At 64.3% G+C, this 25,653-nt stretch carries 24 protein-coding genes; 8 read left to right on the top strand and 16 right to left on the bottom strand.

The genetic code is table 11. The features are described 5' to 3' along the window. The first annotated feature begins 146 nt into the window (after positions 1-146). Positions 147-1,436, top strand: a complete 1,290-nt coding sequence (locus A5707_RS17200; protein WP_065015659.1) for a cytochrome P450 — start codon at positions 147-149, stop codon at positions 1,434-1,436. On the opposite strand, the gene A5707_RS17195 is transcribed toward A5707_RS17200, so the two are convergent. Then, positions 1,420-2,925, bottom strand: coding sequence for an adenylate/guanylate cyclase domain-containing protein (locus A5707_RS17195; protein WP_232000743.1), 1,506 nt, complete (start codon positions 2,923-2,925; stop codon positions 1,420-1,422). The genes A5707_RS17200 and A5707_RS17195 overlap by 17 nt on opposite strands. A 27-nt stretch (positions 2,926-2,952) precedes the next feature. Next, the gene (locus A5707_RS24595) at positions 2,953-3,342 is read right to left on the bottom strand and encodes a hypothetical protein (protein WP_065015681.1); all 390 of its coding nucleotides are present in this window, start codon (positions 3,340-3,342) and stop codon (positions 2,953-2,955) included. A gap of 240 nt (positions 3,343-3,582) precedes the next feature. Between A5707_RS24595 and A5707_RS24200 the strand changes: the two genes are divergently transcribed. The 3 genes from A5707_RS24200 (at position 3,583) to A5707_RS17175 (ending at position 5,620) form a co-directional block, all read left to right on the top strand. Beyond that, entirely contained in the window at positions 3,583-4,347 is a 765-nt protein-coding gene (locus tag A5707_RS24200) for a hypothetical protein (RefSeq protein WP_065015680.1), read from the top strand. Then, the gene (locus tag A5707_RS17180) at positions 4,344-4,961 is read left to right on the top strand and encodes a hypothetical protein (protein WP_065015658.1); all 618 of its coding nucleotides are present in this window, start codon (positions 4,344-4,346) and stop codon (positions 4,959-4,961) included. Before A5707_RS24200 ends, A5707_RS17180 begins: the two co-directional genes overlap by 4 nt. Before the next feature lie 131 nt (positions 4,962-5,092). After that, positions 5,093-5,620: a hypothetical protein gene (locus A5707_RS17175; RefSeq protein WP_065015657.1), complete on the top strand. Its 528-nt coding sequence runs from the start codon at positions 5,093-5,095 to the stop codon at positions 5,618-5,620. A gap of 20 nt (positions 5,621-5,640) precedes the next feature. Here the strand turns inward: A5707_RS17175 and A5707_RS17170 are convergent, their stop codons facing one another. From A5707_RS17170 to A5707_RS17115, 12 genes are read right to left on the bottom strand one after another with little or no spacing between them, the layout of a single operon-like run. Further along, a complete protein-coding gene (locus tag A5707_RS17170; RefSeq protein ID WP_065015656.1) occupies positions 5,641-7,341 on the bottom strand; it encodes an MCE family protein in 1,701 nt (566 codons plus the stop codon). Beyond that, complete coding sequence (locus A5707_RS17165) at positions 7,342-8,634, bottom strand: MCE family protein (RefSeq protein WP_065015655.1); 1,293 nt, start codon at positions 8,632-8,634, stop codon at positions 7,342-7,344. Next, positions 8,631-10,049, bottom strand: a complete 1,419-nt coding sequence (locus A5707_RS17160) for an MCE family protein (protein WP_065015654.1) — start codon at positions 10,047-10,049, stop codon at positions 8,631-8,633. The genes A5707_RS17165 and A5707_RS17160 overlap by 4 nt, the downstream gene beginning before the upstream one ends. After that, a complete protein-coding gene (locus A5707_RS17155) occupies positions 10,046-11,164 on the bottom strand; it encodes an MCE family protein (protein ID WP_065015653.1) in 1,119 nt (372 codons plus the stop codon). Before A5707_RS17155 ends, A5707_RS17160 begins: the two co-directional genes overlap by 4 nt. After that, the gene (locus A5707_RS17150; protein ID WP_065015652.1) at positions 11,157-12,191 is read right to left on the bottom strand and encodes an MCE family protein; all 1,035 of its coding nucleotides are present in this window, start codon (positions 12,189-12,191) and stop codon (positions 11,157-11,159) included. Before A5707_RS17150 ends, A5707_RS17155 begins: the two co-directional genes overlap by 8 nt. After that, a complete protein-coding gene (locus A5707_RS17145) occupies positions 12,188-13,375 on the bottom strand; it encodes an MCE family protein (protein WP_082969521.1) in 1,188 nt (395 codons plus the stop codon). Before A5707_RS17145 ends, A5707_RS17150 begins: the two co-directional genes overlap by 4 nt. A 12-nt stretch (positions 13,376-13,387) precedes the next feature. Next, positions 13,388-14,251 (bottom strand): MlaE family ABC transporter permease, encoded by an 864-nt coding sequence (locus A5707_RS17140; RefSeq protein WP_065015651.1) that lies wholly within the window; start codon positions 14,249-14,251, stop codon positions 13,388-13,390. After that, on the bottom strand, positions 14,248-15,060 hold the full coding sequence (locus A5707_RS17135; RefSeq protein WP_065015650.1) for an MlaE family ABC transporter permease: 813 nt from the start codon (positions 15,058-15,060) through the stop codon (positions 14,248-14,250). The genes A5707_RS17140 and A5707_RS17135 overlap by 4 nt, the downstream gene beginning before the upstream one ends. Next, positions 15,050-16,219 carry a thiolase C-terminal domain-containing protein gene (locus A5707_RS17130; RefSeq protein WP_065015649.1) on the bottom strand — a complete coding sequence of 390 codons (1,170 nt, stop codon included), beginning with the start codon at positions 16,217-16,219 and terminating at the stop codon, positions 15,050-15,052. The genes A5707_RS17135 and A5707_RS17130 overlap by 11 nt, the downstream gene beginning before the upstream one ends. Further along, positions 16,216-17,391, bottom strand: a complete 1,176-nt coding sequence (locus A5707_RS17125) for a Zn-ribbon domain-containing OB-fold protein (protein WP_065015648.1) — start codon at positions 17,389-17,391, stop codon at positions 16,216-16,218. The genes A5707_RS17130 and A5707_RS17125 overlap by 4 nt, the downstream gene beginning before the upstream one ends. Positions 17,392-17,402: 11 nt before the next feature. Then, positions 17,403-18,608, bottom strand: coding sequence for a CaiB/BaiF CoA transferase family protein (locus A5707_RS17120; protein ID WP_065015647.1), 1,206 nt, complete (start codon positions 18,606-18,608; stop codon positions 17,403-17,405). After that, on the bottom strand, positions 18,605-20,134 hold the full coding sequence (locus tag A5707_RS17115) for an aldehyde dehydrogenase family protein (protein WP_065015646.1): 1,530 nt from the start codon (positions 20,132-20,134) through the stop codon (positions 18,605-18,607). Before A5707_RS17115 ends, A5707_RS17120 begins: the two co-directional genes overlap by 4 nt. 257 nt (positions 20,135-20,391) lie before the next feature. Here A5707_RS17115 and A5707_RS17110 point away from each other — a divergent pair, with 257 nt between their 5' ends. From A5707_RS17110 to A5707_RS17095, 4 genes are read left to right on the top strand one after another with little or no spacing between them, the layout of a single operon-like run. Next, entirely contained in the window at positions 20,392-21,093 is a 702-nt protein-coding gene (locus A5707_RS17110; RefSeq protein ID WP_065015645.1) for an SDR family NAD(P)-dependent oxidoreductase, read from the top strand. Positions 21,094-21,108: 15 nt separating this feature from the next. Further along, positions 21,109-21,969: a mycofactocin-coupled SDR family oxidoreductase gene (locus A5707_RS17105; protein ID WP_065015644.1), complete on the top strand. Its 861-nt coding sequence runs from the start codon at positions 21,109-21,111 to the stop codon at positions 21,967-21,969. 10 nt (positions 21,970-21,979) lie between these two features. Next, positions 21,980-22,183: a ferredoxin gene (locus A5707_RS17100; RefSeq protein ID WP_065015643.1), complete on the top strand. Its 204-nt coding sequence runs from the start codon at positions 21,980-21,982 to the stop codon at positions 22,181-22,183. A gap of 5 nt (positions 22,184-22,188) precedes the next feature. Beyond that, the gene (locus tag A5707_RS17095; protein WP_065015642.1) at positions 22,189-23,553 is read left to right on the top strand and encodes a cytochrome P450; all 1,365 of its coding nucleotides are present in this window, start codon (positions 22,189-22,191) and stop codon (positions 23,551-23,553) included. Between the two features lie 19 nt (positions 23,554-23,572). Here A5707_RS17095 and A5707_RS17090 read toward each other — a convergent pair whose 3' ends face one another. Both A5707_RS17090 and A5707_RS17085 read right to left on the bottom strand, forming a co-directional pair. Further along, positions 23,573-24,775, bottom strand: a complete 1,203-nt coding sequence (locus tag A5707_RS17090; RefSeq protein WP_065015641.1) for a cytochrome P450 — start codon at positions 24,773-24,775, stop codon at positions 23,573-23,575. 12 nt (positions 24,776-24,787) lie between these two features. Continuing rightward, the gene (locus A5707_RS17085) at positions 24,788-25,624 is read right to left on the bottom strand and encodes a mycofactocin-coupled SDR family oxidoreductase (protein WP_065015640.1); all 837 of its coding nucleotides are present in this window, start codon (positions 25,622-25,624) and stop codon (positions 24,788-24,790) included. Positions 25,625-25,653 lie beyond the last annotated feature (29 nt).

Raw genomic sequence — 25,653 nt, 5'->3', positions numbered from 1 at the left:
CCGGCGCTCGACCTTGACCACGACATTAGCGTCATGCTAAGCAGGTGCTCAGCACAATGTGAATGTTTCGGCACGATCTCATACGCGGGCGGTGCTACGTCTCGCCGCCGACAGACAGCCCAAGCCGGCAGGAGGCGCGTAACAACATGACAACCTTCGATTCAACGTTCGAGTCGATCGACTTCTTCACCGACGCGTCTTTGGTGCCCGACCCTTACGCCTACTTCGACTACCTGCGTGACCAGAACCCGGTGCTTCGGCTGCCGCACCACAACGTCGTCGCCGTCACCGGCTGGGAAGAAGCCAACGCGGTCTACAAGGACCCCGACACATTCTCGAACTGTGTCGCGCTCGGCGGCCCATTCCCGCCGTTGCCGTTCGAAGTCGACTGCGACGATCTGAGTTCCCTGATTGACGCGCACCGTGACCAATTTCCGATGTTCGAACACATGGTGACGATGGACCCGCCCGAGCACACCCGCGCCCGCTCGTTGTTGAGCCGACTGCTGACGCCGAGCCGGCTCAAGGAGAACGAGGACTTCATGTGGCGGCTGGCCGACCGCCAGCTCGACGAGTTCCTCGGCCAAGGCGAGTGCGAGTTCATCGCCGAGTACTCCAAGCCCTTCGCGACCTTGGTGATCGCCGACCTGCTCGGGGTTCCCGAGGAAGACCACACGCAGTTCCGCACCGTGCTGGGCGCCGATCGTCCCGGCGCACGGGTGGGTGCGCTCGACCACGAATCGGTCGGCATCAACCCACTGGAGTGGCTGGACGAGAAGTTCTGCGCCTACATCGAGGACCGGCGGCGCGAACCGCGCGATGACGTCTTGACCTCGCTGGCGACGGCGAATTATCCGGACGGCTCCACGCCCGAGGTCATCGACGTAGTCCGCTCGGCCACTTTCCTTTTCGCCGCCGGACAAGAAACCACCGCCAAACTGCTCTCGGCTGCCCTGCAGGTGCTCGGTGAGCGGGCCGATATCCAGCAACGGCTGCGCGATGACCGCAGCCTGATTCCCGCCTTCATTGAGGAATCGCTGCGGATGGAGAGCCCGGTCAAGAGCGACTCGCGGCTGGCACGCAAGCCCGCCACCATCGGCGGTGTCGACATCCCCGTCGGTACGATCGTGATGATCCTTCCGGGCGCGGTCAACCGCGACCCGCGCCGGTTCGACAATCCGCACGAGTTCCAACTCGACCGCAAGAATGTCCGTGAGCACATGGCTTTCGCCCGCGGGGTGCATTCTTGCCCGGGCGCGCCGCTGGCTCGAGTGGAGGGCAGAGTCTCAATCGAGCGCATCTTGGACCGGATGCCCGAACTGCGTATCAACGAGGCCCAACACGGACCGGCCGACGATCGCCGCTACACCTACGAGCCGACGTATATCCTGCGTGGCCTCAGCGAACTGCACCTCACCTTCACGGCTGCTCGCTAACCGCCGGCGTCCAGATGTGCGTCGCTTCCGAGCGACCGCGCAGCACCGCCGAATCGCCTGAGTCCCAGTGCTGCTCCTCGGCGTCATCGGCACGATCGACAGCAGCAGCCGAACACAGCACTCGCCCTGGGAAGGTTTTTGCGAGATCGGCCAGGCGCGCCGCTTCGTTGACCGCGTCGCCGATAACGGTGTATTCGTAACGGTTTTCGGCTCCGATATTCCCGGCGAAGACGGATCCGGCCGATACGCCGATGCCGAAGTCGACAACAGGTAGCCGACGCAGCCGAGTGCCCAACACCCGTGCCGTCGCCAATGCCGCTGAGGCGGCACCGCTGGTACGCAGCGGCGCCCCGAACACCGCCAGCGCAGCATCGCCCTGAAATTTGTTGATCAGTCCGTGCCGCTCGTCGACAGCGCCGACCACGATCCGGAAGAAATCGTTGAGCACCTCGGCGACCTCTTCGGGTGGCCGGCTGGCCGCCAGCTGCGTCGAACCCACCAGGTCCACGAACAGGATTGCCGCTTCCCCGACATCGCCCGACAGCGATGCGCCTTCTTTGACCGCGCGGCGGGCGACGTCGGCACCGACATGACGGCCGAACAGGTCACGCAGCCGGTCGCGTTCGCTGAGCCCGGCGACCATGCGGTTGAACCCTCTTTGCAGGCGCCCGATTTCGGACCGCTCGTAGACGTCGACGAACACGCCGATCCGGCCGTGTTCGATCTCGGCCATCGCGTCGATGACCTCGCGAACCGGATCCGAGATCGACCGCGATACCAGGATCATTCCCCGCAGCCCCAGCATCACCGCGACAATCGAGAGCACCAGCACCGGGATCTCGACCGACGCGCTTTTCGGAATGATCCAGCCGTTTGCCCGCAGGAAAACCAGCACGGCGATGGCCACGCACGGCAGCGCGCTGCACAGCAACCACATGGTGACCAGTCGCGTCATCACTCCGGGCGCCGTCACGAAGCCCTCGAATCCCTTTGTGGCGGCGGCGATGATCGGACGGACCGTTCGCTGGCTGAGCAGAACGGCGGTGCCCGTTGCCGCAGCGCCGCCGAAGAGGACGGCCAAACCGGTCGACACGGCAACCGTGAGCCCACCGTCGAGGTCCAGCGCGACGAAGGTCGCGCCGCTGGCCGTCCACGTGGCCGCCAAGACGATCGACTGGTTGCGCATGAGTTTCATTGCGGCGCGGCGTTGATTCGTGTCGGGCTCCCGGCCGGGCACAAACCAGCGCAGCGACGGGGTGATCACCACGACGCCGCCGATCAGCACGGCGAGCGTGGCCAGCGAAACCACCGTCACCGAAGTGATCACGTACCTGTCGCTGAAGTGCGCAGCGGCGCCGCCGGTGACGTGGCCGCTGAGTGCGACGACAATGACGAGGACTTCGGCGACGCTGAGAAGATGAGCGAAGGCAAGACCGGCCGCATACCGGATCGACGACACGGTGACGGCCTTACGCGGCGCGTCGGCCACTCTGCTCACACGATGACGGTAACGGGGCTACGTGTCAGCGCGGACCCAGGTCGTTTGACCATCGTGGCCTATGCACACCAAAAACAGGCCGTCAGGCGCCTGTGCGACATAATTCTGGTATTGCAAGCAGTTGGCGCCCTCTTCTTTGACCCCCGCCATCGGGGGCGACCGGAACCACCGGGGCTCGTATCGTCTCGGTGAACCGCAGAACAACAGCCGTCCCGGCTGCGACCCCGGGAAGACGTTATAGTCTGCAGTCCCGAAGACGTAATAGGTAGTGTTGTCACACGGCGCACCGAGGGCCACATGCGCGGCGATCCCAGGGGTGCAGTCGGGGTAGTCGCACACGGTCGGCCCAGCAGCCGCGGGCGGCGCCGCCAGCCCACCCACAGAGAGCAACGCGGCAGCCACTGCCACGAGGAATCGCACCCGATCACTCTGCCACAGCCGAAAAGAAAGTTCTCCTCTTTGGAGAAGGCTGCTAAAGCCAAAGAGCTCTCGAGCGCCGAATTGCGTGCAAAACCGTACCCGCTTCGTCACCGGGCAATCGACGATTTACGCACGTCTACGGCCAGCGCTCACCGTTCAATCGCAGCGGTGGGCACTTGAAAGCCAGTGATAATGTGGTTCTCCGAGCGAGCGGACCAGGAGGTCATCATGCCGTCGCGGCAGCGTCCACCGGAAGAACTTGACGGTGAGCCGGGCGACGCGCCGGGGGGCGTGACCGATTCCAACCCCATTTCGGTAGCCGAAGCGGAGGACGCGGCCGCCCAGGCGGAGGCGCGCGCTAAGGAAGCCCGGGCACGTGCGACACGGTTGCGCCAAGCAGCCGATACCGCTCCCAGCGACGAGAGCGACATAGCCGAAACTGCCGGCGACGGTGACGCCGAGCAACCTGCCGCAGAACCGGTTGGCTCGCGGCTACGGTGGCTGCGCCGACCGGAACGGAAGACGGTCGCTGTTGCCGCTGGGATTGTGCTCTTCTGCGCCTCGATCGCGGCGAGCGGTTACATGGTGTGGCAGGACCGGACGATCATGCACAAACGGCAGCTCGTCCCAGAGTTCGCAGCGGCAGCCCGACAAGGGGTTACAACGTTTATGTCGATTGACCCCCGCCACGCGAAGGAGGATGTTCAGCACATCATCGACGCGTGCACGGGCGAGCTCAAGGCCGAAGTCGAAGCGAGATCGGCCTTCATGGTTCAACAAGCCGAAGAAACGAAGGTGACGAGCAGGGCGACGGTGGAAGGCGTCGGTGTCGAGTCGGTGACCGGCAATTCGGGAGTTGCGCTCGTTGCAGCGAAAACCGATGTCACCAACGCTGATAACACGAAACGGCCTCCCATGTTGTGGCGGCTCAGCGTCACGATCGAGCGGGACGCTGGTCAGCTCAAGATGTCGAAAGTCGATTTCTTGCAATGACTGTCGAGCAAGGGTCGTCGGTCGACAACGCAGAAACTCCGCCCGTCACCGACGCGGAGCAACCATCCGCCGGCCAGGGATCGGCGCGCGCCCGCGGATTGGCCGCGGTCGGCCGCCTCACCCGAAGCTGTCTGACACGGTGGCGTCCCCTGCTTGCGACAACGTTGGTCGTGGCAGCGATCGGGGTTGCTGCCGGTTTGTTCTTCTTCCAGTACCGGCCGGCTCAGCGTTTCGGCGACGCAGCGGCACGTCGGGTAGTCCAAGCGGCCTCGGACGGTGCCGTGGCGGTGCTGTCGTACTCGTACGGCAATCTGGACGGCGACTTCGCCAAGGCGAAGTCGCACCTTACCGGCGAATTTCTGGACTACTACAGCAAGTTCAGCGAGCAGTTCGTCGCGCCGACGGCGCGGCAAGGGAAACTTACGGCGTCGGCCAAAGTACTGCGAGCCGCCGTGTCGGAGTTGCACCCGGATTCGGCAACCGTGTTGGTGTTTATCAACCAGAACACCGCGAGCCAGGACAAGCCCGAACCGTTGACGACAGCCAGCAGCGTCCTGGTAACGCTGACAAAGGTTGAGGAATCCTGGCTGATAGCAAAGTTAGACCCGTTGTGATGGCTTGGGCGGCCGGTGCCGCGAATCGGCAACCCGGCGACGCAGCCGGTGCTACTCTCATCGCTCAACGACGCCGTTGCCGGCGCCGAGAAACCCGGGTAGGCGGTTCAATTGGCGTCAAGGAGGACGCGATGCGTTCAGCGGGAACGATCGCTACCGCGATGTTGCTGGCAGCCAACATATTCGGCGCCTTGGGCGCTGCCTCGCCGGCTGGGGCGACCACTAAAGAGGAGGTCGCCCTCAACGGGACTTATCAAGTCACGTCCAACGGCAACATGGCCAAGATCAACCGCCAATACAACCAAGAGCCGGTTGTCACCACCACATGGACGCTCAGCTCCACGTGCACCAGCTTCATGTCGTGCAGCGGCACGGCCAGCAGCGACCAGGGATGGACCGCGCCGCTCATTTTGAAAGACGGACTCCAGTGGTATGTCACACACGACGTGCCCAACTGGGAAACGTGCGAGGACGGCACCTCATTCACTGGGCGCCAGGAATTTTATTTCTATCCGGTGGACCCGAACGGCACGGGTGTCGTGCAAATCGGATCGCCCGTCCTGGCCGGTAAGGATAAGACAATCGGTCCCAGCGGCGCCTGCGGACAAAACCAGTGGCTTACCATCGAAATGCCGCTACGGCTGGACAGGATCGGGTGATCGAGCGTCCGTGCTCGGCTTCAGGTGGGGAGCAAGTCCTGCCACTTTTTGGCCCCAGCCGACTTCACCAAATCTGACTGCTGGTATAGGTGGCCGTCGCCACCGACATATCGACCGGTACGTGGGTCGTACTGGGCGACCGCGACGGCGGGTCGCGGTTGAGAAGCCTTGTCTCCGAACGAACTCGGAGCCGCCTGCGGCCCAACGCCAGTCGGTCCCTCAGCCGGTGCGGGTACGGCGATCGGCGGTGCCGGGGGCACATCGGGGACGTCCAGCGGCGCTATCGGCGGATAATCAGCGGCTTGCGTCGACATGGTGGCCGATGACGGCAGCGGCGGCGCAGCGTATCCCGGGCCCGGCGGCCCGTAGGTCCCTCGCGGCCCCGGCGGTGTGCCGCGCGGGACCGCCCCCGGCGGCAGCGGTGTTCCCTCGACAGGGCCAAAGATCCTGTCGTTGACGGTAACTCGATCATCAGGCGGGATGCCCTGCGAAAGCAGGTTTGGGTCGAGCGGGGACGGACCAAGCGTGTGCTGGCGCATCGCCAGCGGCATGTATGGCTGGTCGCTCTTGCAGATTTCGACCGTCGGCGCGCGCTTGCCGGGCTTGTCCATGCACGGGTAGTTACGGGCGCCGCGCACCGAGAGTGGCGAATCCTGCGGCAGTTTGCAATACAGCCCGTCCGGTGTGTCGATGTCGCTTTCGTCGTCCGGCGATCGCCACTGGCTGGGCGGCATGAAGCCGACCGTGCAGATAGGCGGATCGTCGACCGTGAGTGCGAAGTCGCCATGGGCCAAACCGTTCGGCCAGTTCGTGGCGTTGGCCGTTTGCTCGACGGCAACAAGTGGCGGTAGCAACACCAGCAGTTGCTCCAGCCCGGGGTGGTAGGTGACACCGATCTGGCCAATGGTGGTGAGGTTGGCCAGCAGAATAGGGAGCGTCGGTTTGACTTGCTCGAGCAGCGCAGTCGCTTGTTTTGCTGCGCCGGGACCGTCGTGCAACACGGTGCGCACGTTCGAATCATCGGTGACCAGCACATCCGAGATGCCAGCCAAGCTGCGCGCCCACGCTCTGATCGAATCGGTGGTCTGTGCCTGAGCTTCCAGGAACGGTCCGCTGTCCTCGATCAAAGCGCGGGTGCGGTCGACGACGGCGTTGGCGTCCCCGGCGATCCGCGCGGACGAGTCCGAAAGTGACCCGACATCGTAACCGGACCCGTTGAACGCCTGGAATGACTCGTCGAGTAACTGACCGAGTTTGTTCTTAGGGATGCTGTTGACCAGGGCACTGACTTGATCGAGCATGGGCCCGACTGCTTGCGGAATCGTGGTGTCGCCCATGGCGATTACTGAACCGTCGCGCAGATACGGGGGCGAGTCGGTTCGCGGCCGTAAATCCACATATTGTTCGCCGACCGCGGAGACGCTGCGTACCTCGGCTTGCAGGTCTGCCGGGATCTTGGGCGAGTTGCTAAGGGAAAGCGTCGCTTTCGCGCCGTTGGGCGTCAGGCTGACCGCCGTCACCTTGCCGACCTGCACGCCGCGGTAAGTCACGTTGGAAAACCGGTAGAGGCCTCCGGTGGCGGGCAGCTCCAACGTGACCGTCATCCGTCCGATGCCCAGCAGGGTCGGCGCTTGGATGTAGAAGAGAACCATCGCGACCACACCGATGATCCCGACGGTGGCGAAGATCGCCAGCTGGATTCGGACAAAGCGCGACAGCATCTATCCGCCGCCTTCCGTCGGCGGGATTCCCGGCGGCAAAACAGCGGGCCCCGGCGGGGTAGCAGGCGACGGCGCATCCGCCGGCGGTCCCGGTGGCGGTCCGGCCGGTGGCGGAGGGCCAGGCAGCGGCGCAGCGTTAGGCGGCGGCGGAGTGCCGGGTGGTGCCGCACCCGCGCCGGCATGCAAGGGATCGAGTGTGTAGTTCAGGTAAGGCGGGTCACCCGGTGCCGGTGGTTCGATGGCCTTCAGCTGCCCCCAGTGGGTTCCCAAGAACGGTCCTTGCTTGAGGCGTGGAATCGTAAGGTCGAGCTCCGCAAATACATTGAAGTAATCGCCGCGCACTGCTCGATCGACGAAATTCTGAGTGAACGGGAAGACCGCCGACTGCGCGAGAGCCGCACCGAGTTCGGGCCCGACGTCGGCCAGCGCTCGGATCGTCGGCTCCAGGTTTTTCAGGTTCTTGACCAGATCGGCCTGGCTGTCATTGACAAGCTTGGTAGCGGTATCGCTGAAGACCCGAAGTTTGTCCAGGGCTTCCGTCAGGCGCGGCCGCTCTTTGTTCAGCACCTCCAACGCCGGGGGGACCTTGCGCAGCGCTTGAGTGAGGACGTCGTTCTGTGCGGCGAACTTGCTGGCAAGCTGGTTCAGCGCCTGGATGGACGAGACGATGTTGTCACGCTGTTGGTCGAACGTGCCGACGAATTTGTCCAGGCGGGTGATCAGATCCCGCACGGCGCCCGCCCGACCGGACAGGGCGGCGCTGAAATTGTGGACGATCTCACCGAACTGACCCAGCCCGCCACCGTTGACGACCACCGATAGCGACGAAAGGGTTTGCTCTGTCGATGGATACGTCGACGCCCGGTTCAGCGGGATGGTGGCGCCCGGTTGCAGTCGCCCTATCCCCGGCTGACCGAGCGGCGGATTGAGCTCCAAGTGCATCGACCCGAGCAAGCTCGTCTGACCGATGCTGGCTACCGCATTGGCGGGGATGACGACATCGCGCTTTACCGAGATCTCGACGTCGGCGTGCCATCCCTTCACCGCATTCGCCGTATTCGGCGTCATCTTGCCGACGCTGCCGACAATGACGTCGTCGATCATCACCGGCGAATTCGACTCCAGCGTGCCGACATTCCTGACCTCGACGTGATAGGTGTCGGCACCCGCCCCGCGTCCCACCGCGCCCGGCAGTGGTAGTGAATTCAGTCCGTGAAATGCGCATCCGGTTGCGGTCAACACCACGCAACAACCGATGGCGAGCACTCGCCGGACGGCGACCCGGGCCGTCATGGCTGCGGCCCTTCAGCGGGCAATGGCCCCGGCAGCGGCGGTGGCGGTGGCGGCGGCGATTCCATCGGTACCGAGGGCGCCGGCGGCAACGGCATCGCCGCACCCGGTATCCGCGCCGGCGGCACCGCTCCGGGGGGTCCTACCGGGTCACCCGGCAGGCCGGTGTACGCGGACACCGCCGGCGGGATCTCGGGCGCTCCGGGCTTCGGACCCTCACCACCGGGCGCCAGACGCGGCTCGGCGTAGATGATGTTTTCCGGGTTCGCCGACGGCATCAGGAATGGGTTGACGGGGAAGGGCAGGTTGTTGTAGTTGAGCACCCGCAATCCGGGGCCGAGGAACAGCGCACACAGCTTGCCCGTTTCGACCGCCGTGACATTCTCGACGCTTGCCAGCTGCGAGCAGCCGGGAATCGGCAACGGAACAATCGCACCCGACTGGGTAGGGTTCGCGAACGGTACGATTCCGAAGCCGCCGTTGATAGTTCCGGTGTCCGGGTTGTAGTCGTTCATGAAGTTGGCGATCGCCGTCGGCGCGCCGTGCAGAATGTTCTCCAGCGCCATGTGCTGGTCGACGAGCGGCTGGGTAGCATCGGCCAATCGCGCGATCTGCTCGCTGGTCTGGTCCCGGGTTTCCGCGATGAACCGCTGCACCTCGCCGACCGCCGTAGACAGATTGGTCAGCGCGGCGTCCAAGTCGGATTTGCTGTCGTTGACCACGCTGGTGAGGGTGGCCAGCCGGTTGTTGAACTGCACGACCTGAACGTTGCTGTCACGCAGCGTGGTGACGAAGGTCTGTAGATTCTTGATGATATCGACGATGTTGCCGCTGCCGTCGGCCAGGATTCGGCCTACCCCGGAGAGTTGGGCCAACGTCTGGCGCAGTTTGTCGGCGTTGCCGTTGTCCAATGCGTTGGCGGCGCTGTCGATGAACCGCCCTACCGACGTGTCCGAAACGCCACTTCTGGGTCCCAGATCCGTTGCCAGCCGCATCAATTGGGTCTTGACCTCATCCCACTCGACAGGTACCGCGGTGCGGTCGACCGGTATCGTCGCGCCGTCGGGCATGACAGGGCCACTGTCCCGGTACGTGGGCGTGAGCTGAACGTAGCGGGCGGCGACCAGATTCTGCGCGACGATCACTGCTTTCGCGTCTGCTGGAATGGGCACGTCGTGGTCGACGTGCAAGGTCATCTTGGCCCGGGTTCCCTCCGGTTGGATGGACTTGATCGTGCCGACCTTCACACCGGAGACGCGCACCTCGTCCCCCGGATAGATCGCGGTGGTGGTAGTGAAGTACGCCGTTATTGTCTTGGGCCGAAAGAACGTGTTGCGGACGAGCACAGCCCCACCGACAACGACGAGTCCCGCCAAGGCGATCGCGAGCCAGACCGACAGCCTGTTGCGCGCGATCATTGTGTCCCTCCGATCCGCCCGCCCAAGGTACAACCAGGGCACTCCGGAATCCCGTTGTACGGGAAGGGGACCAGCGACCGCGGTAGGGGCGACGGGAAACCCGGACCACGGGCGGTATCGAAGGTACGGAACCCCCACAAATACTCGAGGAACGGTCCGAAGATTTGCGGAATAGAGAGGTTCGGTACGAACGCCGAGTACGAATACATGCTGGAAACGGCCTCGCCGAGCGTGATCTCAAATTTCGCCAGACCCGGCAGCGCCTTGGCAATGTTGTCGCGGTTCTTCTCCAGCATCGCCGTCACCGAATTCAGCCTTTGCAGCGTCGGCGCCAATTTGCTCTCGTTGTCGTGCACCAATCCTGACAGCTGCTGGGCCACCGCCGACGTGGCGGCCAGCAGTTCGACAATCTCCTGCCGCCGCGCTACCAGGACCTGGAGCAAATCGTCGGAGTTGAGGATCAGCTTGTTCACCTGCTGGCTGCGCTCGGACAGGATCCCGGTGACATCGCCGGCACTTTTGAGCAGCTGGCCCAGTGATTGATTGCGGCCGTTGAGGGTTCGCGACAGCCGGGTCAGCCCGTCAAAGGTCGGACCCAGTTGCGGAGCGATCTGGTCGAGCGTCGCGGACAACGTGTCCAATGACTGGTTCAGCGATTGGGTGCTGGTCCCGGCGGTGTTGGTGGTGAGGTCGCCGACGGCTTCGGTCAACGAGTACGGCGACGACGTACGCGACACCGGGATTACCGCATTCGGATGCATCATGCCGCCGCCGGCCGACTCCAACGTCAGCATCCGCGAGCCCAGCAGCGTACCGGTCCTGATGTGCGCGGTGGTCTCTGACCCGAGCGGGATGTTTCCCTTCAGAGTGAACGTCACCAGCGCATCGCCGTGGCGCAGAGACACATCCGACACCGAGCCGACCTTGATGCCGGACACCGTCACGTCGTTGCCGGCCGCGAGGCCGCCGGCTTCTGAAAACAACGCCTGATACCTAACGGCCGTCGCCAACGACACCAGCCGGTCGGGCGACAAGCCAACCAGGATGACAAGCACGATCACGACAACGCCGATGAATCCGGCCTTGATCAGCCCAACTCCGCGGTACTTAAGCATGGGGTTCCGAGCACCTTCCCGCTTCTGACCTGAACAACGGGGCTACTACGGTCTTGCCGTTGAGATCGGTGCCCCGGAGCGTCAAATAGCAGACGTAGTACGGAATGGTGGCGCCCATGGTGCCCAGTCGCACCAGTTTGCGGTAGTTCTGCGGCATCCTCTGGATTGTGGCGTCGAGTCGGTCCTTGTCCTCGTCGAGCAGTGGCGCCACCCGGCTCAGCTGTTCCACCGTGCCGGCCAGCGGAGGCCGGGCATTGGACAGCAGATTCGCGAGTGACGCGGTTCCGTTGCTCAACGAGTCAATCGCCGTACCGATGGTGTCGCGGTCGTCCGATAATCCGGTGACCAGTTGCTCGAGGCGATCAATTGCGCCGGAGAACTTGTCGCCGTCCTTTGAAAGGGTCGCCACTACGGTGTTGAGGTTGTCGATGAGTTGCTGGACCGTTTGGTCGTTGTCGGCCAGGGCATTCGAGAACGACGTCGTCTTCGAAAACAGCGACTCCAGGTTTCCGCCTTCGCCCTGAAAGATCTGGATGAGCGATGCGGTCAGCGCGTTCACGTCTTGTGGATTAAAGCCCTGGATAACGGGTTTCAGGCCGCCGAGCAGCAGATCGAGATCGAGCGCCGGTGCGGTGCGCCCGACGGGAATCTGGCCGCCGGCCGGCAGCCGCTTGGTCGACCCCGGGCCGTCGACGAGTTCCAGATAGCGATCACCGACCAGGTTGAGGTAGCGAACGGCAGCCTTGGTGCCCTCGGTGAGCATGATGTTGCGGTCGGCGTTGAACTTCACCAGGACCTTTTTGTCCGGGCGCAGTGAGACGCCATCAACCGTCCCCACCCGAATGCCGGCCACTCGCACCGAATCTCCGGTCTTCAGGCGCGACGCGTCGGCGAACACCGCCGAATATCCGGTCGTCGAACCGGTTCGGTATTGACCGAAGATGAAGAACAGGAACGCGGTCAGCACCGCCATCACGACCCCGAAGACCGCGAACTTCACCACCGTCGCGCGTAACGAGCCTCTCATCCGGGCTGCCCGATCTGAGCGGAGTTGCGCGGCGGCCCCTCAATTGGCCCGTACAGCAACTGCTTGAGCCCGTCGAAGTTCAGCAGCAGCTGTTGGTTCCCGTATTTAAAGGGGTTGCCGCCGGTGTCGGCGACCACATACTTCGCGTAGGTATTGAAGGGCAGCCTCGGGAGATACGTACACTGCGGGCCACCTGTTGCCGCGACCTTGGGCAGGTCCGTCGGATACCGATAACGTTCCGAGCCCCACAGAATGGTGGCCGAAATGTAGATGCCCGGCTCAGTCAGCGGCGGAGAATGTGACAATACGGCGAGGCCGGCGAGGCCGCAGTTGAGCGCCTCGTTGTACTGATTGGTGAGATCGGTGGTTGGCACCAGCAGATGTAGCACATTTGTCAGCGGCTGGCGGTTGGTGCCGAGGACATCGTTGCCGACATTCGCCAAACCGATGGCGCTGATTAACAATTCGTCCAGATTGCGTTGCTCGTCGACGATCGACTTGCTGATCGTTGTCGCGTTGTCGACGGTCTTGACGAGGTCCGGCGCCGCGTCGGCGTAGGCGTCGGCCACCGCGGGGAGAAGTGCAGTGTCACGGCTCAGCGCGGACAAACTTGGATCCAGCTTCTCCAGAAAAGAATCCAGGTCACTGAGCGCCTGTCCGATCTTGTCGCCGCGGCCGCTGAACGCCTTCGCCAAGGCGCCAAGGGTGGCGTTGAGCTTGGCCGGATCGATTCTGTCCAATACCGACGTGAGTCGTTGGAAGACCGTGTTGATTTCGACCGTGACGTGTTGGCCCTGAAGCACCTGACCGGCACGGAGGGACTTCGGCGAAGGCTCCGCCGGAGGTACCAGGTCGACGAACTTGGCGCCGAATACCGTTGGCGATGCGATGTTGACGAGCACATTGTCCGGAATCAAGTGCATCTCCGAGGGATACATCGCCAGGTGAAGAACCGCTTGACCGTTCGGCCGCGACTCGATCGAGGCGACTTTACCCACTTGCACCCCGCGCATCTTCACCTTGGCGTCCGGGTTCATCACCAGGCCCGCCCGCGACGAGATCACGGTAATCGGTGCGCTTTCGGTGAAACTGCCCTGGAATAAGCCCACGGCGACGGCGACGATCGCAGCGATTACGGCCACGGTCGCCAGACCCGTCAGTGCGCGTATCCCAGTGTGTTGCATCGAATCCTTTCCTTATCCCGAGAGGTTGAAATTGCCGTTGGAGCCGTAGATGGAAAGCGAAACCAGCAGCGTTACCGATATCACCACGATGAGCGAAGTGCGGACCGCGTTGCCCGTTGCGACCCCGACACCCTCGGGTCCACCCGAGGCGAAATAGCCGAAATAGGTATGTACCAACAGGACGGTGACCGCCATCAGGATGGCCTGCAAGAACGACCACAACAAGTCGATCGGATTCAGGAATGTATCGAAGTAATGGTTGTAGAGGCCACTTGATTGGCCGAACAGCACGACCGTGGTGAATTGGCTGGCAAGGAAGGACAAAATCACGGCAATGCTGTAAAGAGGGGTGATCGCCATCAGACCCGCGATGATCCTGGTGCTGACCAAGTACTCGATGGGGCGGATCGCCATGGACTCCAGTGCATCGATCTCTTCGCTGATCCGCATGGCGCCCAGTTGTGCAGTCACACCGGCACCGAAGGTGGCTGCCAAACCGATCCCGGCAACCACCGGCGCCGCGATGCGAACGTTGATGAATGCCGCCAGAAACCCGGTCAGCGCTTCGATACCGATATTGCCCAGCGAGCTATAGCCTTGAACCGCGAGCGTGCCGCCCGCAGCCAGCGTCAGGAACCCGACGATCACGACGGTCCCACCGATCATCGCCAAAGTTCCCGCGCCCATGCTGATTTCGGCGATGAGGCGAATGACTTCGCGCCGATAATGGATGACGGCATGCGGCATCCCACCGATCGCCCGGCCGTAAAACAACGTGTGATCACCCAGCTCGGCAAAAGCGCCGACCGGCTTACGCCATTGACCGAGGGCGCGAAACGTCCGAGGGTAGGTGGCTCGCAGCGTCCGCACAGTCATGACTTGCTCGAGAATCTGATGCCGATGGCGGTGACCACCACGTTGATGACAAAGAGCGACATGAATGCGTACACCACAGTCTCGTTGACGGCGTTGCCCACCGCCTTGGCGCCTCCGCCGGTGACCGTCAGGCCCCGATAGCACGCCACCAAGCCGGCAATCACCCCGAACAGGGCTGCCTTGACGCAAGAGATGATTACTTCGGGCACTCCGGTCAGCAACGTGATGCCCGCCGCGAACGCACCGGGATTGACGTCCTGAACGAACACCGAGAAGATGTAGCCGCCCAGAATTCCGATGATCACGACGAGGCTGTTGAGCAGCAGGGCAACTAATCCCGACGCGAGCATGCGTGGCGTCACCAAACGCTGCACCGGATTGATCCCCAGCACCTCCATCGCGTCGATCTCCTCGCGGATGGTTCGCGACCCCAGATCGGCGCACATCGCCGTCGCCCCAGCACCGGCCACGATCAACACGGTCACCAGCGGACCGACCTGGGTGACCGCCCCGAACGCGGCCCCTGCGCCGGACAGATCGGCAGCACCGAGTTCGCGCAGCAAGATGTTGAGAATAAAGCTGACCAGCACGGTAAACGGTATGGCCACCAACAGTGTCGGCGCTAATGAGACGCGCGCGACGAACCACGACTGTTCCAGGAACTCGCGCCATTGGAAGGGCCGGCGGAACACGAATTTCACTGCGTCAGCAGACATTGCGAAAAGCCCGCCGACGGCCTGCATTGCGCCGGAAAAGCCGCTCGGCAAGCTGATTCCGGTGGACCAGCGCTCCGCTCCCTTACTCGCCATCGGCGCCCGGTCCTTCCAAAATGGTGACGGCCGATACCGCCGTCGGACCACCGATATTGTGCGCCAGTCCAATACGCGCACCATCCACCTGGTTGGCAGCCTCGCCGCGGAGTTGCTCGAAAAGCTCCACGCATTGTGCCACTCCGGTCGCGCCGGGTGGATGTCCTTTGGACTTCAGGCCGCCGCTGGGGTTGACCGGCAGCGCGCCGCCGACGCTGGTTACCTCCTCTTCGACGAGTTTGTGTGCGCCGAACCGCTCGGCGAATCCGAGATCTTCGTAACTGATCAGCTCGATACCGGTGAAGTAGTCATGGACTTCGGCGACGTCGACGTTCGCCGGCGTCAGGCCGGCCATCGTGAACGCGCGCTTGGCGGCGCGCACGGTCGCCGGAAACGTCGTCATGTCCGGCTTGTGCTGGTGCATCACCGAATCCAGCCCGAGGCCGACGCCGCGGATCCACACCGGCCGGTCGGTGAACCGGTCGACCACATCCTCGGCGGCGAGCACGAGCGCAGCGGCTCCGTCACTTTGCGGCGCGCAGTCGTAAAGACCGAACGGGCTGACCACGGTCGGCGCGGCCAACGCCTGCTCGAGGGTGATCTCGAAGCGCAGCCGCGCCTTGGGATTACTGACTCCGTGGTGGTGGTTTTTGACCGCCACCATGGCCATGTGCTCTTTGGTGGCAGCCGATTCGTGCAGATAGCGCGCGACGTGCAGGGCAAATCCGGCGGGCGCGACCAGGCCCAGCGGATAGTCCCAAGCCATGTCCCGAGCCATCGCCTCCCACTCCCACAGCAGGTCCTTCGACGCGGTTTCGCGGAGCTTATCCGCGCCCATCACCAGTGCGACGTCGAATGCGCCAGATGCCACCCCGAAAAGCGCATTGCGCACCGCGTCATTGCCGGTGGCACAGGAGTTCTCCACCCGGGTGACCGGGACGTCGGTCAGGCCCAGAGCGTCGGCCAAGATCCCCGACGGGAATCCATCGGTGGTGCCCATCGCACCGAACCAGGCGGCCTGCAAATCGGTTTTGGCCAAACCCTTGTCGACGGTGGCCGCGCAGTCGGCGAACGCCATCGGCAGCAGATCTTTGATACCCAAGGCGAAGTGTTCGGCGAACGGCGTCATCCCCGCCCCGACGATCGCCACTGGCCTCATGCCGCCGCCTCCTCGGGTTCGAAGGCGTAACCGTAGTCCGGAACACCCGACCGCACGGCGATTCTGCGCAAAACGAGACGCCCCTTCTCGCCGATCGCGACCGTGTCCGGCTCGGCGCCAGTCACCTTCACCAGCGCACGCACATCCGAGTCGTCGAGCTCGATGATGGCCAACGCGTACGGCGTGCGCAGACCGGGCACCGGCATGTGCACCGAGACCGCGGTGTAGACCGTGCCGGTGCGCGGCAGCGGCACCAGCTCGTAGTCGGTGGCCAACGTCCCGTCGTCGCCGACTTGGTAGCGCGGCGGAAAGTCCAGTTGGTCGCTGCCCGCGTGTTTGCCTGCCTCCCAGCGGACTTTGGCTTCGAAGGCGCGTTCGTAGGCAGCTAGCGAAATCGCCAGATCACTCCCGGGGATGAACGTGGTCTCCGGCATCTCACGGGCGGCCGGCTGATGCCGGTAGATGCGCGCCTCGCCGCCGACCACGGTGATTCCGGACAGGCTGGCCTGCTCGACTGCGACCAGCCGCCCGGTCATCTGTGCGGCCGACAGGTCGGCCAGCGCGAACAGCCCAGAACTCGAGCCGATGGTGGGCAGCCGGGGCTGCTGACCGGCGGACAGCTCAAGGGCCTGCTCGTGTTCCACACCGGCGACGGCCAGCGGGGTGTCGACCCAGGCCGCCTTCAGTGAAGCGACCACGCCGCGCTGCTGCAACAGCCGCGGGTCGCCGTAGTCGTGCACCACTCCGACGGCATTGCGCGTGCGCACCGGCAAGCTACGAGCGATGCGGGCGGCGGTGCGCACGTGCAGTCCGTCCTCGGCGGTGACGATCGCCGCGGCACCGGCCGGGTCGAGATCTACGCCGATGATCAGCGTGCGCGGGCGGGCCGAGCTCAGCGCGTCAAGCGTCGCCGGCGCCCCACCCAGCCGTTCGTCGACCTCCAGCTCGGGGTCCAGCCCCAGCCCAGCCAGTAACACTGCGGCGTTGCTGCTTTCGGTCAGCGGCAGGCTGCGGCTGACCACGATGACCTTCTCCACGGCGCCGCCACCACGTAGCGCTGCGCGGCCGGCTTCGACGGCCAGTGTGATGGCGTCCTCGTCGTCACCCGCCGCGCGGTGATAGGGGGTCCCCCAGCACGGCAGGTAGGTGCCAATCGCAGCGACGTGTGGCATCGCGGGTCCCCTCAGGTGACGGCGCCGGCCGTCTTGAGCTCGATGATCCGGTCCCAGTCAAAGCCGAGCTCCGCCAAGATCTCGTCGGTCTGCTCGGCAAATCCGGGCGCCGGCCCCGATGCGGGCGCCGCGACGTCGAACTGTACCGGGTTGGCCACCAGTTCGAGTTCGCCTGCCTGTATTACGTATTCATTAGCCCGGATCTGCGCGTCGTCGGCCGCCTGCAAGGTGTCCTGCACCGGCGCCCAGGGACCCGCCAACGTTGCGAAGCGCTCACTCCATTCGACAAGAGTGCGGGCGGCGATTGCGGTACTGAGGATCTCCACGGCTTCGGGCGTATGTGCGGCGATGTCTTCGACGGTGCCGAAACGCGGATCGTCGGCCAGTTCCGGGCGGTCGATGTGCTGGCACACGTCAGCCCAGAACTTGGTGGGCTGCATCATGACAAACGAAATGTAGCGGCCGTCCTTCGTCGCATACAGCCCCACCAATGGGTTGTTAGGGGCGCCGTGCACACCGGGCGGTAGCGCCTCCAACCGCTGTCCCAGATGGACGGTCAACGCCACCGTGTGCCCCATCGACCACAGGCCGCTGCCCAGCAGCGAGACGTCCACGATCGACGGCTCGCCGGTGCGCTCCCGTTTGAGCAGCGCCGCCGCGATGCCCCCGGCGAGGTTGGTGCCAGAGATGGTGTCGCCGTACGCGGGCCCGGGTGGACCGATCATTCCCTCCATACCCGCCGGTGTGATGGTGGCCGCCGTTCCGGCCCGACACCAGAAGGCGGTCATGTCGTAGCCGCCCTTTTCCGACTCCGCCCCCCGGGGGCCCAGCGCGCTGCCGCGGGCGTAGACGATTTTGGGATTGACCGCGCGGATGTCGTCGACGTCGATGCCGAACTTCTTGCGGTGCCCCGGCAGAAAGCTGGTCAAAAAGACATCCGACCGGCGAGCCAGCTCGTAGAGCACTTCCTTGCCTTCGGGAACCGACATGTCCAGTCCGAGGCTGCGTTTGCTGCGGTTGGCGTGCTCGATGTTCGGGTTGGGGTCGCCCTCCACCCGCAGCATGCCGGTCTGGCGCAGGCCACGCTGCGGGTCACCGGTCACGGCATGTTCGACCTTGATCACGTCGGCGCCCCATTCGGCCAGCACCGCACCCGCGGACGGGACGAACCCGTACATGGCGACCTCGAGAACGCGGATCCCCTCCAGTGGCCTCATGCGGCTCCCCCCGCAACAGGTACGGCGTAGGTCTTGCGTTCCAGGAACTCTTCCAGCCCGGCCACCCCCATCTCGCGGCCGACGCCGGATTGCTTGAAGCCCCCGAACGGACTGTCGGCAGCGAAGTAGTTGCCGCCGTTGATCGAGAACGACCCGGCCCGAATCTGCCGGGCCACCGTCAACGCCCGGTCCTGGTCGGCGCTGAACACCGCGCCGGCCAGACCATAGATCGAGTTGTTGGCAATGCGCACGGCGTCGTCGTCGTCATCGAAACCGATGACCACCAGCACCGGACCGAAGATCTCTTCCTGCGCGATCTCGCTGTCCGGATCGACGTTGGTCAGCAGCGTCGGCGCATAGAAGTAGCCCGGGTCCAGCCGCTGTCCGCCGGTGACCAAGGTCGCGCCGGCGGCGACGGCCCGCTGCACCATGCCGTCGACCTTGTCCCGTTGGCGCTCGTTGATCAGCGGGCCCATATAGGTTTTCGGATCGGCCGGGTCGCCGTGGCGCACGTTGGCGAAGTTGGCCGCGATCAGCTCGACGATCTGATCGTGGTGTGTTTTGGGCACCAGCAGCCGGGAGGTCAAGGCGCACCCCTGGCCGGCGTGGGTGACCATCGAGAACGCCGCGAACATGCTGGCCATGGTGAAGTCGGCGTCGTCGAGCATGATCACCGCCGACTTGCCGCCCAGTTCGAGGAAGACGCGCTTGACCGTCTCGCTGGCTGCGGCCATGATTTTTCGGCCGGTGGCAGTGGAGCCGGTGAACGTGATCGCGTCGACGTCGGGGCTGGTGGTCAGCGCGGCGCCGACCGCCGGGTCCGACGAGCTCAGCACGTTCACCACACCGGGCGGAAAGTCGGTGTGGTTGGCGATCAGCTCGCCCAACGCCAGTGTGATCAGCGGTGTGTCCGGTGCGGCCTTGAGCACGACGGTGCACCCGGCCGCCAGCGCCGGCGGCAGCTTGGCCAACGCCAACTGATTGGGATAGTTGTAGGCGATGATCGCCCCCACCACCCCGGCGGCTTCCTTTTCCACCCAGCGGTGGTGCTGCATGCCACGCGATTCGATCTCGCCCAGATCCTCGCTCATCGGGTAGGTCCGGAGCACGTCGGCGTAGTAGCGAACAATGCCGATCGGCTCATCGAGTTGCGGGCCGTGGGTCAGCGCGCGGGTGGCACCGACTTCGGCGATCGTCAGGTCGCGTAACTCCTCGGCGTGGTCGACCAATGCTTGGTGCAACTGATCCAGGCACCGGATCCTCAGCTCGACGTTGGTCGACCAGTCGGTGGTGTCGAAAGCGCGGCGCGCCGCCGCGATCGCGGCCTGCGCTTCGTCGATGCCGGCATCCGGTGCGTGGCCGATCTCTTCGCCCGTGGCCGGATTGACCGAGGGGAAGCTCCGCTCTGCGGTGACGAGGCGACCGTCGATCAGCAATTTGCGGTCGGCCGATGACGGCGCGGGGCTATCGCCGGGCACGGACTGCCGATCTCCCTCGACCGTCGCCACCGTGTCCTGCGCACCCATTCCGCCCTCCTTGACACATGGATAATTGCATTCTCATACCGGGCGAATCATACATTCCAGGTACGAGAATTCAACCAAACAGGAGAAACGAGACTGCCGTACTCGGAGGGTGTCGCGATGTCCCGAAGCCGCACCGTCTTCGCAGGCCGAGCACGGTTTCTGGCTAGCCTTGCGACCGAGCTCGGTCTGAGAGTAGGGTTCTCATAATCGGAAGGGAGATTCTTGGTGTTTGAGACGGTCTCTGACGGAGCGGGGACGTGAAGACCGCCGTCGTCACGGGCGGCGGATCGGGTATCGGCTTGGCCGTCGCCGAGCGGCTCCGCGCAGGCGACTACCGAGTCGCCACCGTCGACCTCAAACCGTCCGAGACCGAGTACGCCTTCACCGCCGACGTGACCGACCGGTCCCAAGTCGACGCCGCATTGTCGGCAATCCGCGAGCAACTGGGCGCGGTGACCGTCCTGGTCAACGCCGCCGGGCTGGACGGGTTCAAACGCTTCACCCACATCGAGTTCGAGGACTGGCAGCGGATCATCGACGTCAACCTCAACGGGGTCTTCCACATGATCCAGGCGGTGCTGCCGGACATGTTGGACGCCGGCTGGGGCCGCATCGTCAACATCTCCTCGTCGAGCACCCATTCCGGCACGCCGTACATGTCCCACTATGTGGCGGCCAAATCCGCCGTCAACGGGCTCACCAAGTCGCTGGCCCTGGAGTACGGCCCCAACGGCATCACGGTCAACGCGGTCCCGCCGGGCTTCATCGATACCCCGATGCTGCGCAAGGCCGAAGAACACGGTCATCTCGGCGACGTCGAGAAGAACATCGCCGCGACGCCGGTGCGCCGGATCGGCAGGCCCGAAGACATCGCCGCGGCGTGCGCCTTTCTGATCTCCGAGGAAGCCAGCTACATCACCGGACAGATACTCGGTGTCAACGGCGGTCGCAACACGTAACCGGAAGGAGCAGTTGTGGGTCGGGTAACAGGGAAGGTCGCGTTCGTCACCGGCGCGGCGCGCGGCCAGGGCCGCAGTCACGCGGTGCGGCTGGCCGAGGAAGGCGCCGACATCATCGCGGTCGACCTCTGCCGTGACATCGACACCATCGGATACTCGATGGCTGCCCCGGAGGACCTCGACGAGACCGCCCGTCTCATCGAGAAGACCGGGCAGGCTGTGGTGATCGCCCAGGCCGACGTGCGCGAGGCGGGCGAGTTGCGCACCGCCTTGGAAAGCGGTCTGGGCGAGTTCGGCAAGCTCGACATCGTGGTGGCCCAGGCCGGCGTCGCCGGCATGAAAGGCCAACCGCCGCTGCAGGCTTGGTGCGACGTGATCAACACCAACCTGATCGGCACCATCAACGCCATTCAGGTGGCACTGCCGCATCTGCGTGAGGGCGCATCGATCATTGCCACCGGTTCTACCGCGGCGCTGATGGACACCGCTAAGAAGGACAACCCGGGCACCGACCCCGGCGGCATGGCCTACGTGCATTCCAAGCGTGCCCTGTCGACCTACGTGCACGACCTGGCGACCGAGCTTGCGCCGCTGGGCATTCGCGCCAACGTCATCCACCCGACCAACACCAACACCCCGATGCTGCAGAGCGACCCGATGTATCAGTCGTTCCGGCCGGACCTGCCGAAGCCGACCCGCGCCGACGCCGAGCCGGTTTTCGGGGTGCAGCAGGCGATGCGGATTCCGTTCATCGAGCCTGAAGACATCAGCAACGCCGTGCTGTGGCTGGCCTCTGACGAGGCTCGCTATGTCACCGGCGTGCAGTTGCGCGTCGATGCCGGCGGCTACCTGAAGTGGTACGACTTCAGCAAGTAAGGGGAGAAACGTGAAGGTTTGGGTCGACCCGGACCGCTGCCAGGGACACACGCTGTGCGCCATGATCGCGCCGGACTCCTTCGTGCTCGACGACATCGAAGGCCATTCCTCGGCGGTCACCGAAGACGTTCCGCCCGAACATGAATCGCAGGTACGAGAAGCCGCTCAGTCCTGCCCTGAGCAAGCCATCTGCATTGAAGAGACAGGGAATTAAGGGCCTTGAGCGTCGACGACGTCGTCAGTGACAGCGATCGCAAGAAGAACACGTACCACTTCGACCGGCATACACCGGAGTACCGAACCCAGTTCGAAAAGATCACCGAGGAGATCCATGCGAAATGTCCGATCGCGTGGAGTGAGACCTACGACGGTCACTGGGTCGCCGGCGGCAGCCAGGCGGTGTTCGAACTGGCCCGCTGCCCGCACGTCTCCAACGATCATGACGTCAACGGCGAACGCCGGGGCTACCAAGGCATTTCGATCCCGAAAGCCAAGCGTGCCAGCGGCGTACGCGGCGGCATTCTGGAAATGGACGAGCCCGAACACCGCAACTACCGCAACGTGCTCAATCCGTACCTGTCGCCGGCGGCGGTCAAACGGTGGGTGCCATTCATCGACGACGTGACACGGGCCTGCCTCGACGAGAAGATTGAGGAAGGCCGCATCGACTTCGTCGACGATCTCGCCAACATCGTGCCGGCGGTGCTGACGTTGGCGATGATGGGTATCCCGCTGAAGAAGTGGGCGATCTACAGCGAGCCGACCCACGCCGCGGTGTACACCCCGGAGCATTCGCCAGACCTCGAGCGGGTCGTGGCCATGCACCGCGAGATGGGGCTCGATCTGCTCAACAACATGATCGAAATCCGGGAAAACCCGCGCCCCGGCATCGTCAACGCACTCGTTTCGGCGCGGATCGACGGCGAACCGGCACCGGATTTGGAGATCCTGGGCAATCTCGGCCTGGTGATCGGCGGTGGATTCGACACCACTACTGCGCTGACCGCGCATGCGATGGAATGGCTTTCGCAGAATCCCGACCAACGCGAGTTGCTCAGCCGGCAGCGCGATACCCTGCTCGACTCGGCCACCGAAGAATTCCTGCGCTACTTCACCCCTGCGCCCGGTGACGGCCGCACCTTCTCCGACGATGTCGAAATCGAAGGAACCCGCTTCAAAGAGGGCGAGCGACTGTGGATTTCCTGGGCGATGGCCAACCGTGACCCGGCGGTGTTCGCCGACCCCAACACGATCATCATGGACCGCAAAGGCAACCGGCACTTCAGCTTCGGCCTCGGTGTGCATCGCTGCATCGGCTCCAACGTTGCGCGAACGGTATTCAAGTCCATGCTGACCGCGGTGCTCGACCGGATGCCGGACTATCGCTGCGACCCCGACGGTACGGTGCACTACGAAACTATCGGGGTCATCCAGGGCATGCGGCACCTGCCGGCCACCTTCAGCCCTGGCCGTCCGCTGGGGGCCGGCCTGGACGAGACCTTGGACAAGTTGCAAAGAATCTGCGACGACCAGGAACTCGCCCGTCCGATCACGGAGCGCAAGGAAGTCGCCGTCATCGACTAGGGCTGGTCGGCGGCGCCTTTCACCCCACCACGATGCGCAGCCGCTCCCAGCCCCGGACGGTCGAGGTCGGCGCCAGTTGTGCGGTCTGGTAGTCGATGTCCCAGTCCGGCCAGCGGTTGAGCAACTCGTCGAGCGCTACCCTGCCTTCCAGGCGGGCCAGGTTCGATCCGAGACAGAAGTGCGCACCCTTACCGAAGGTCAGGTGTGGGCCGTCGTTGCGGTGGATGTTGAACGTAGCGGGATCGGTGAACCGGCGCGGGTCGCGGTTGGCAGCGCCGAACAACAACAGCATGGCGCTGCCGGCCGGCACCGTCGTGCCGTAGCACTCGAAATCCTTTGCCATCCAACGTGCCACGTGCGGGCCCGTCGGCTCGAACCGCAGGGTTTCGTTGATGGCACGGTTCAGCAGCGACCGGTCCTGGAATACGTCGCGGCGTTGATCGGGGTGCTCGGCGAACACCTTGGCCAGCCAGCCGATGAGCCGTCCGGTGGTCTCGTTGCCGGCCCCGGCCACGACCTGGGTGTAGCGCAGCACCTCGTCGCGGGTCAGCTTTCGCCGTACGCCGCGTTCGTCGTCGAATTCGACGTTGAGCAGTGCGGTCATCAGATCATCGGAGGGATTCTTGGCCCGCCAGTCGATGTAGTCGGCGTAGATTCGGCCGTCGGCGATCCGGTCGGGGTCCATCACCTTCATCGGCGCGCCCGCTTTGGTGCGCAGGTTGGCATCGTTGGCATCTCGGACACTGACCTGATCGGATTCCGGGATGCCCATCAACATACCGATCACCCGCATCGGCATCATCGAGGCCAGTTCGGCGATGATGTCGAAACCGTCCGAGCCGACGTGCGGATCCAGGCAGCGCGCGCAGAATCGCCGGACCTGATCCTCGATCTCCGCCATCCGGCGCGGTGTGAAGACCCGCGACATCACTCCGCGCAGCATGGTGTGCATGGGCGGATCCTGGAACATCATGACGCCTGGCGGCATGTCGAAATCTGATTGGACGAGTTCGAGGATGTCGCCGCGGCTGTTGGAGAACGTCTCCCAGTTCAGCAGCGCCTGTTCGACATCGGTATAGCGAGACAGCGCCCAGAAGTTGTAGCGCTCGTTGTAGTAGATCGGCGATTCTTCGACCAACCGGGCATAGACCGGGTAGGGGCTGGCGACGATGTCGACGTCGTAGGGGTCGTAGTAGACCTCGGTGTCATTGGCGAGTGTCACTGCGTATTTCCTTTACTTCAGGCAACTTCCCGCGTCGACGGGAAGCGTGACGCCGGTGATGTAGCGGGATTCGTCGGAAGCCAAGAACAGCACCGCGTTGCTGATGTCCTCGGCGTGCACCCACGGGATCGGCAGCACGTGATACGTCTGACAGATCGGCGCGAGGTCGTCGATGCCCGGGTTGTCCAGATCGGGCCGGAAGCCCCGATAGGTGCCTTCGTTGAGCAACAGCGGTGTGCAGACGTGCGTGGGGTGTACGCAGTTGACACGGATCGACTGTGGGCCCAATTCCAGTGCGAACGTGCGCATCAGACCGACGACGCCGTGTTTGGCGGCCACGTAATGACCCATGTAGGGATAGGCCTTCAGGCCTGCCACCGAGCTGGTCAGGATGATCGACCCGCCTGCGCCACCGGCCAGCAGATGCGGGACGCCGGCTTTCACCGTCTTCCACACGCTGCTCAGGTTGACGTCGATCATCTCTTGCCAGATCGGCTCGCTGGTCTTGTGCAGCTTGTCGGCCATGGTCCCGATGCCGGCGTTGGCGACGATGATGTCGAGTCGGCCCAGCTGCTCCACGCCGCCGTCCAATGCTTTTGCGAGGGCGTCGAAGTCGCGCACGTCGACCTCGGCGGTGACGACGCGGCGGTCGAGGTTTTTGACCATCTCCGCCGTTTCGGCGAGATCCTCGAGCGTCGAGCCCGGCGCGGGCGAGTTGTCGAATCCCTCGCAGATATCGACCGCAATGATGTCGGCGCCCTCCCGGGCCAGCCGCACCGCGTGACTGCGGCCCTGACCGCGCGCCGCGCCGGTGACAAACGCGACCTTGCCTTCGACGCGACCCGCCATGACGTCCTCCTTGTTTGGGCGATCGCCCA

Origin of the sequence: Mycobacterium kyorinense (assembly GCF_001672775.1) — a bacterium.
Lineage (GTDB): Bacteria > Actinomycetota > Actinomycetes > Mycobacteriales > Mycobacteriaceae > Mycobacterium > Mycobacterium kyorinense_A.
Note: the sequence above shows the minus strand (reverse complement) of the source record. Positions and strands in the feature narration are given on the sequence as shown.

Excerpts from the sequence above, each read along its gene's own strand:
- A5707_RS17200 (WP_065015659.1), top strand. The coding sequence starts at position 147 with ATGACAACCTTCGATTCAACGTTCGAGTCGATCGACTTCTTCACCGAC.
- A5707_RS24200 (WP_065015680.1), top strand. The coding sequence starts at position 3,583 with ATGCCGTCGCGGCAGCGTCCACCGGAAGAACTTGACGGTGAGCCGGGC.
- A5707_RS17180 (WP_065015658.1), top strand. The coding sequence starts at position 4,344 with ATGACTGTCGAGCAAGGGTCGTCGGTCGACAACGCAGAAACTCCGCCC.
- A5707_RS17175 (WP_065015657.1), top strand. The coding sequence starts at position 5,093 with ATGCGTTCAGCGGGAACGATCGCTACCGCGATGTTGCTGGCAGCCAAC.
- A5707_RS17170 (WP_065015656.1), bottom strand. The coding sequence starts at position 7,341 with ATGCTGTCGCGCTTTGTCCGAATCCAGCTGGCGATCTTCGCCACCGTC.
- A5707_RS17165 (WP_065015655.1), bottom strand. The coding sequence starts at position 8,634 with ATGACGGCCCGGGTCGCCGTCCGGCGAGTGCTCGCCATCGGTTGTTGC.
- A5707_RS17160 (WP_065015654.1), bottom strand. The coding sequence starts at position 10,049 with ATGATCGCGCGCAACAGGCTGTCGGTCTGGCTCGCGATCGCCTTGGCG.
- A5707_RS17155 (WP_065015653.1), bottom strand. The coding sequence starts at position 11,164 with ATGCTTAAGTACCGCGGAGTTGGGCTGATCAAGGCCGGATTCATCGGC.
- A5707_RS17150 (WP_065015652.1), bottom strand. The coding sequence starts at position 12,191 with ATGAGAGGCTCGTTACGCGCGACGGTGGTGAAGTTCGCGGTCTTCGGG.
- A5707_RS17145 (WP_082969521.1), bottom strand. The coding sequence starts at position 13,375 with ATGCAACACACTGGGATACGCGCACTGACGGGTCTGGCGACCGTGGCC.
- A5707_RS17140 (WP_065015651.1), bottom strand. The coding sequence starts at position 14,251 with ATGACTGTGCGGACGCTGCGAGCCACCTACCCTCGGACGTTTCGCGCC.
- A5707_RS17135 (WP_065015650.1), bottom strand. The coding sequence starts at position 15,060 with ATGGCGAGTAAGGGAGCGGAGCGCTGGTCCACCGGAATCAGCTTGCCG.
- A5707_RS17130 (WP_065015649.1), bottom strand. The coding sequence starts at position 16,219 with ATGAGGCCAGTGGCGATCGTCGGGGCGGGGATGACGCCGTTCGCCGAA.
- A5707_RS17125 (WP_065015648.1), bottom strand. The coding sequence starts at position 17,391 with ATGCCACACGTCGCTGCGATTGGCACCTACCTGCCGTGCTGGGGGACC.
- A5707_RS17120 (WP_065015647.1), bottom strand. The coding sequence starts at position 18,608 with ATGAGGCCACTGGAGGGGATCCGCGTTCTCGAGGTCGCCATGTACGGG.
- A5707_RS17115 (WP_065015646.1), bottom strand. The coding sequence starts at position 20,134 with ATGGGTGCGCAGGACACGGTGGCGACGGTCGAGGGAGATCGGCAGTCC.
- A5707_RS17085 (WP_065015640.1), bottom strand. The coding sequence starts at position 25,624 with ATGGCGGGTCGCGTCGAAGGCAAGGTCGCGTTTGTCACCGGCGCGGCG.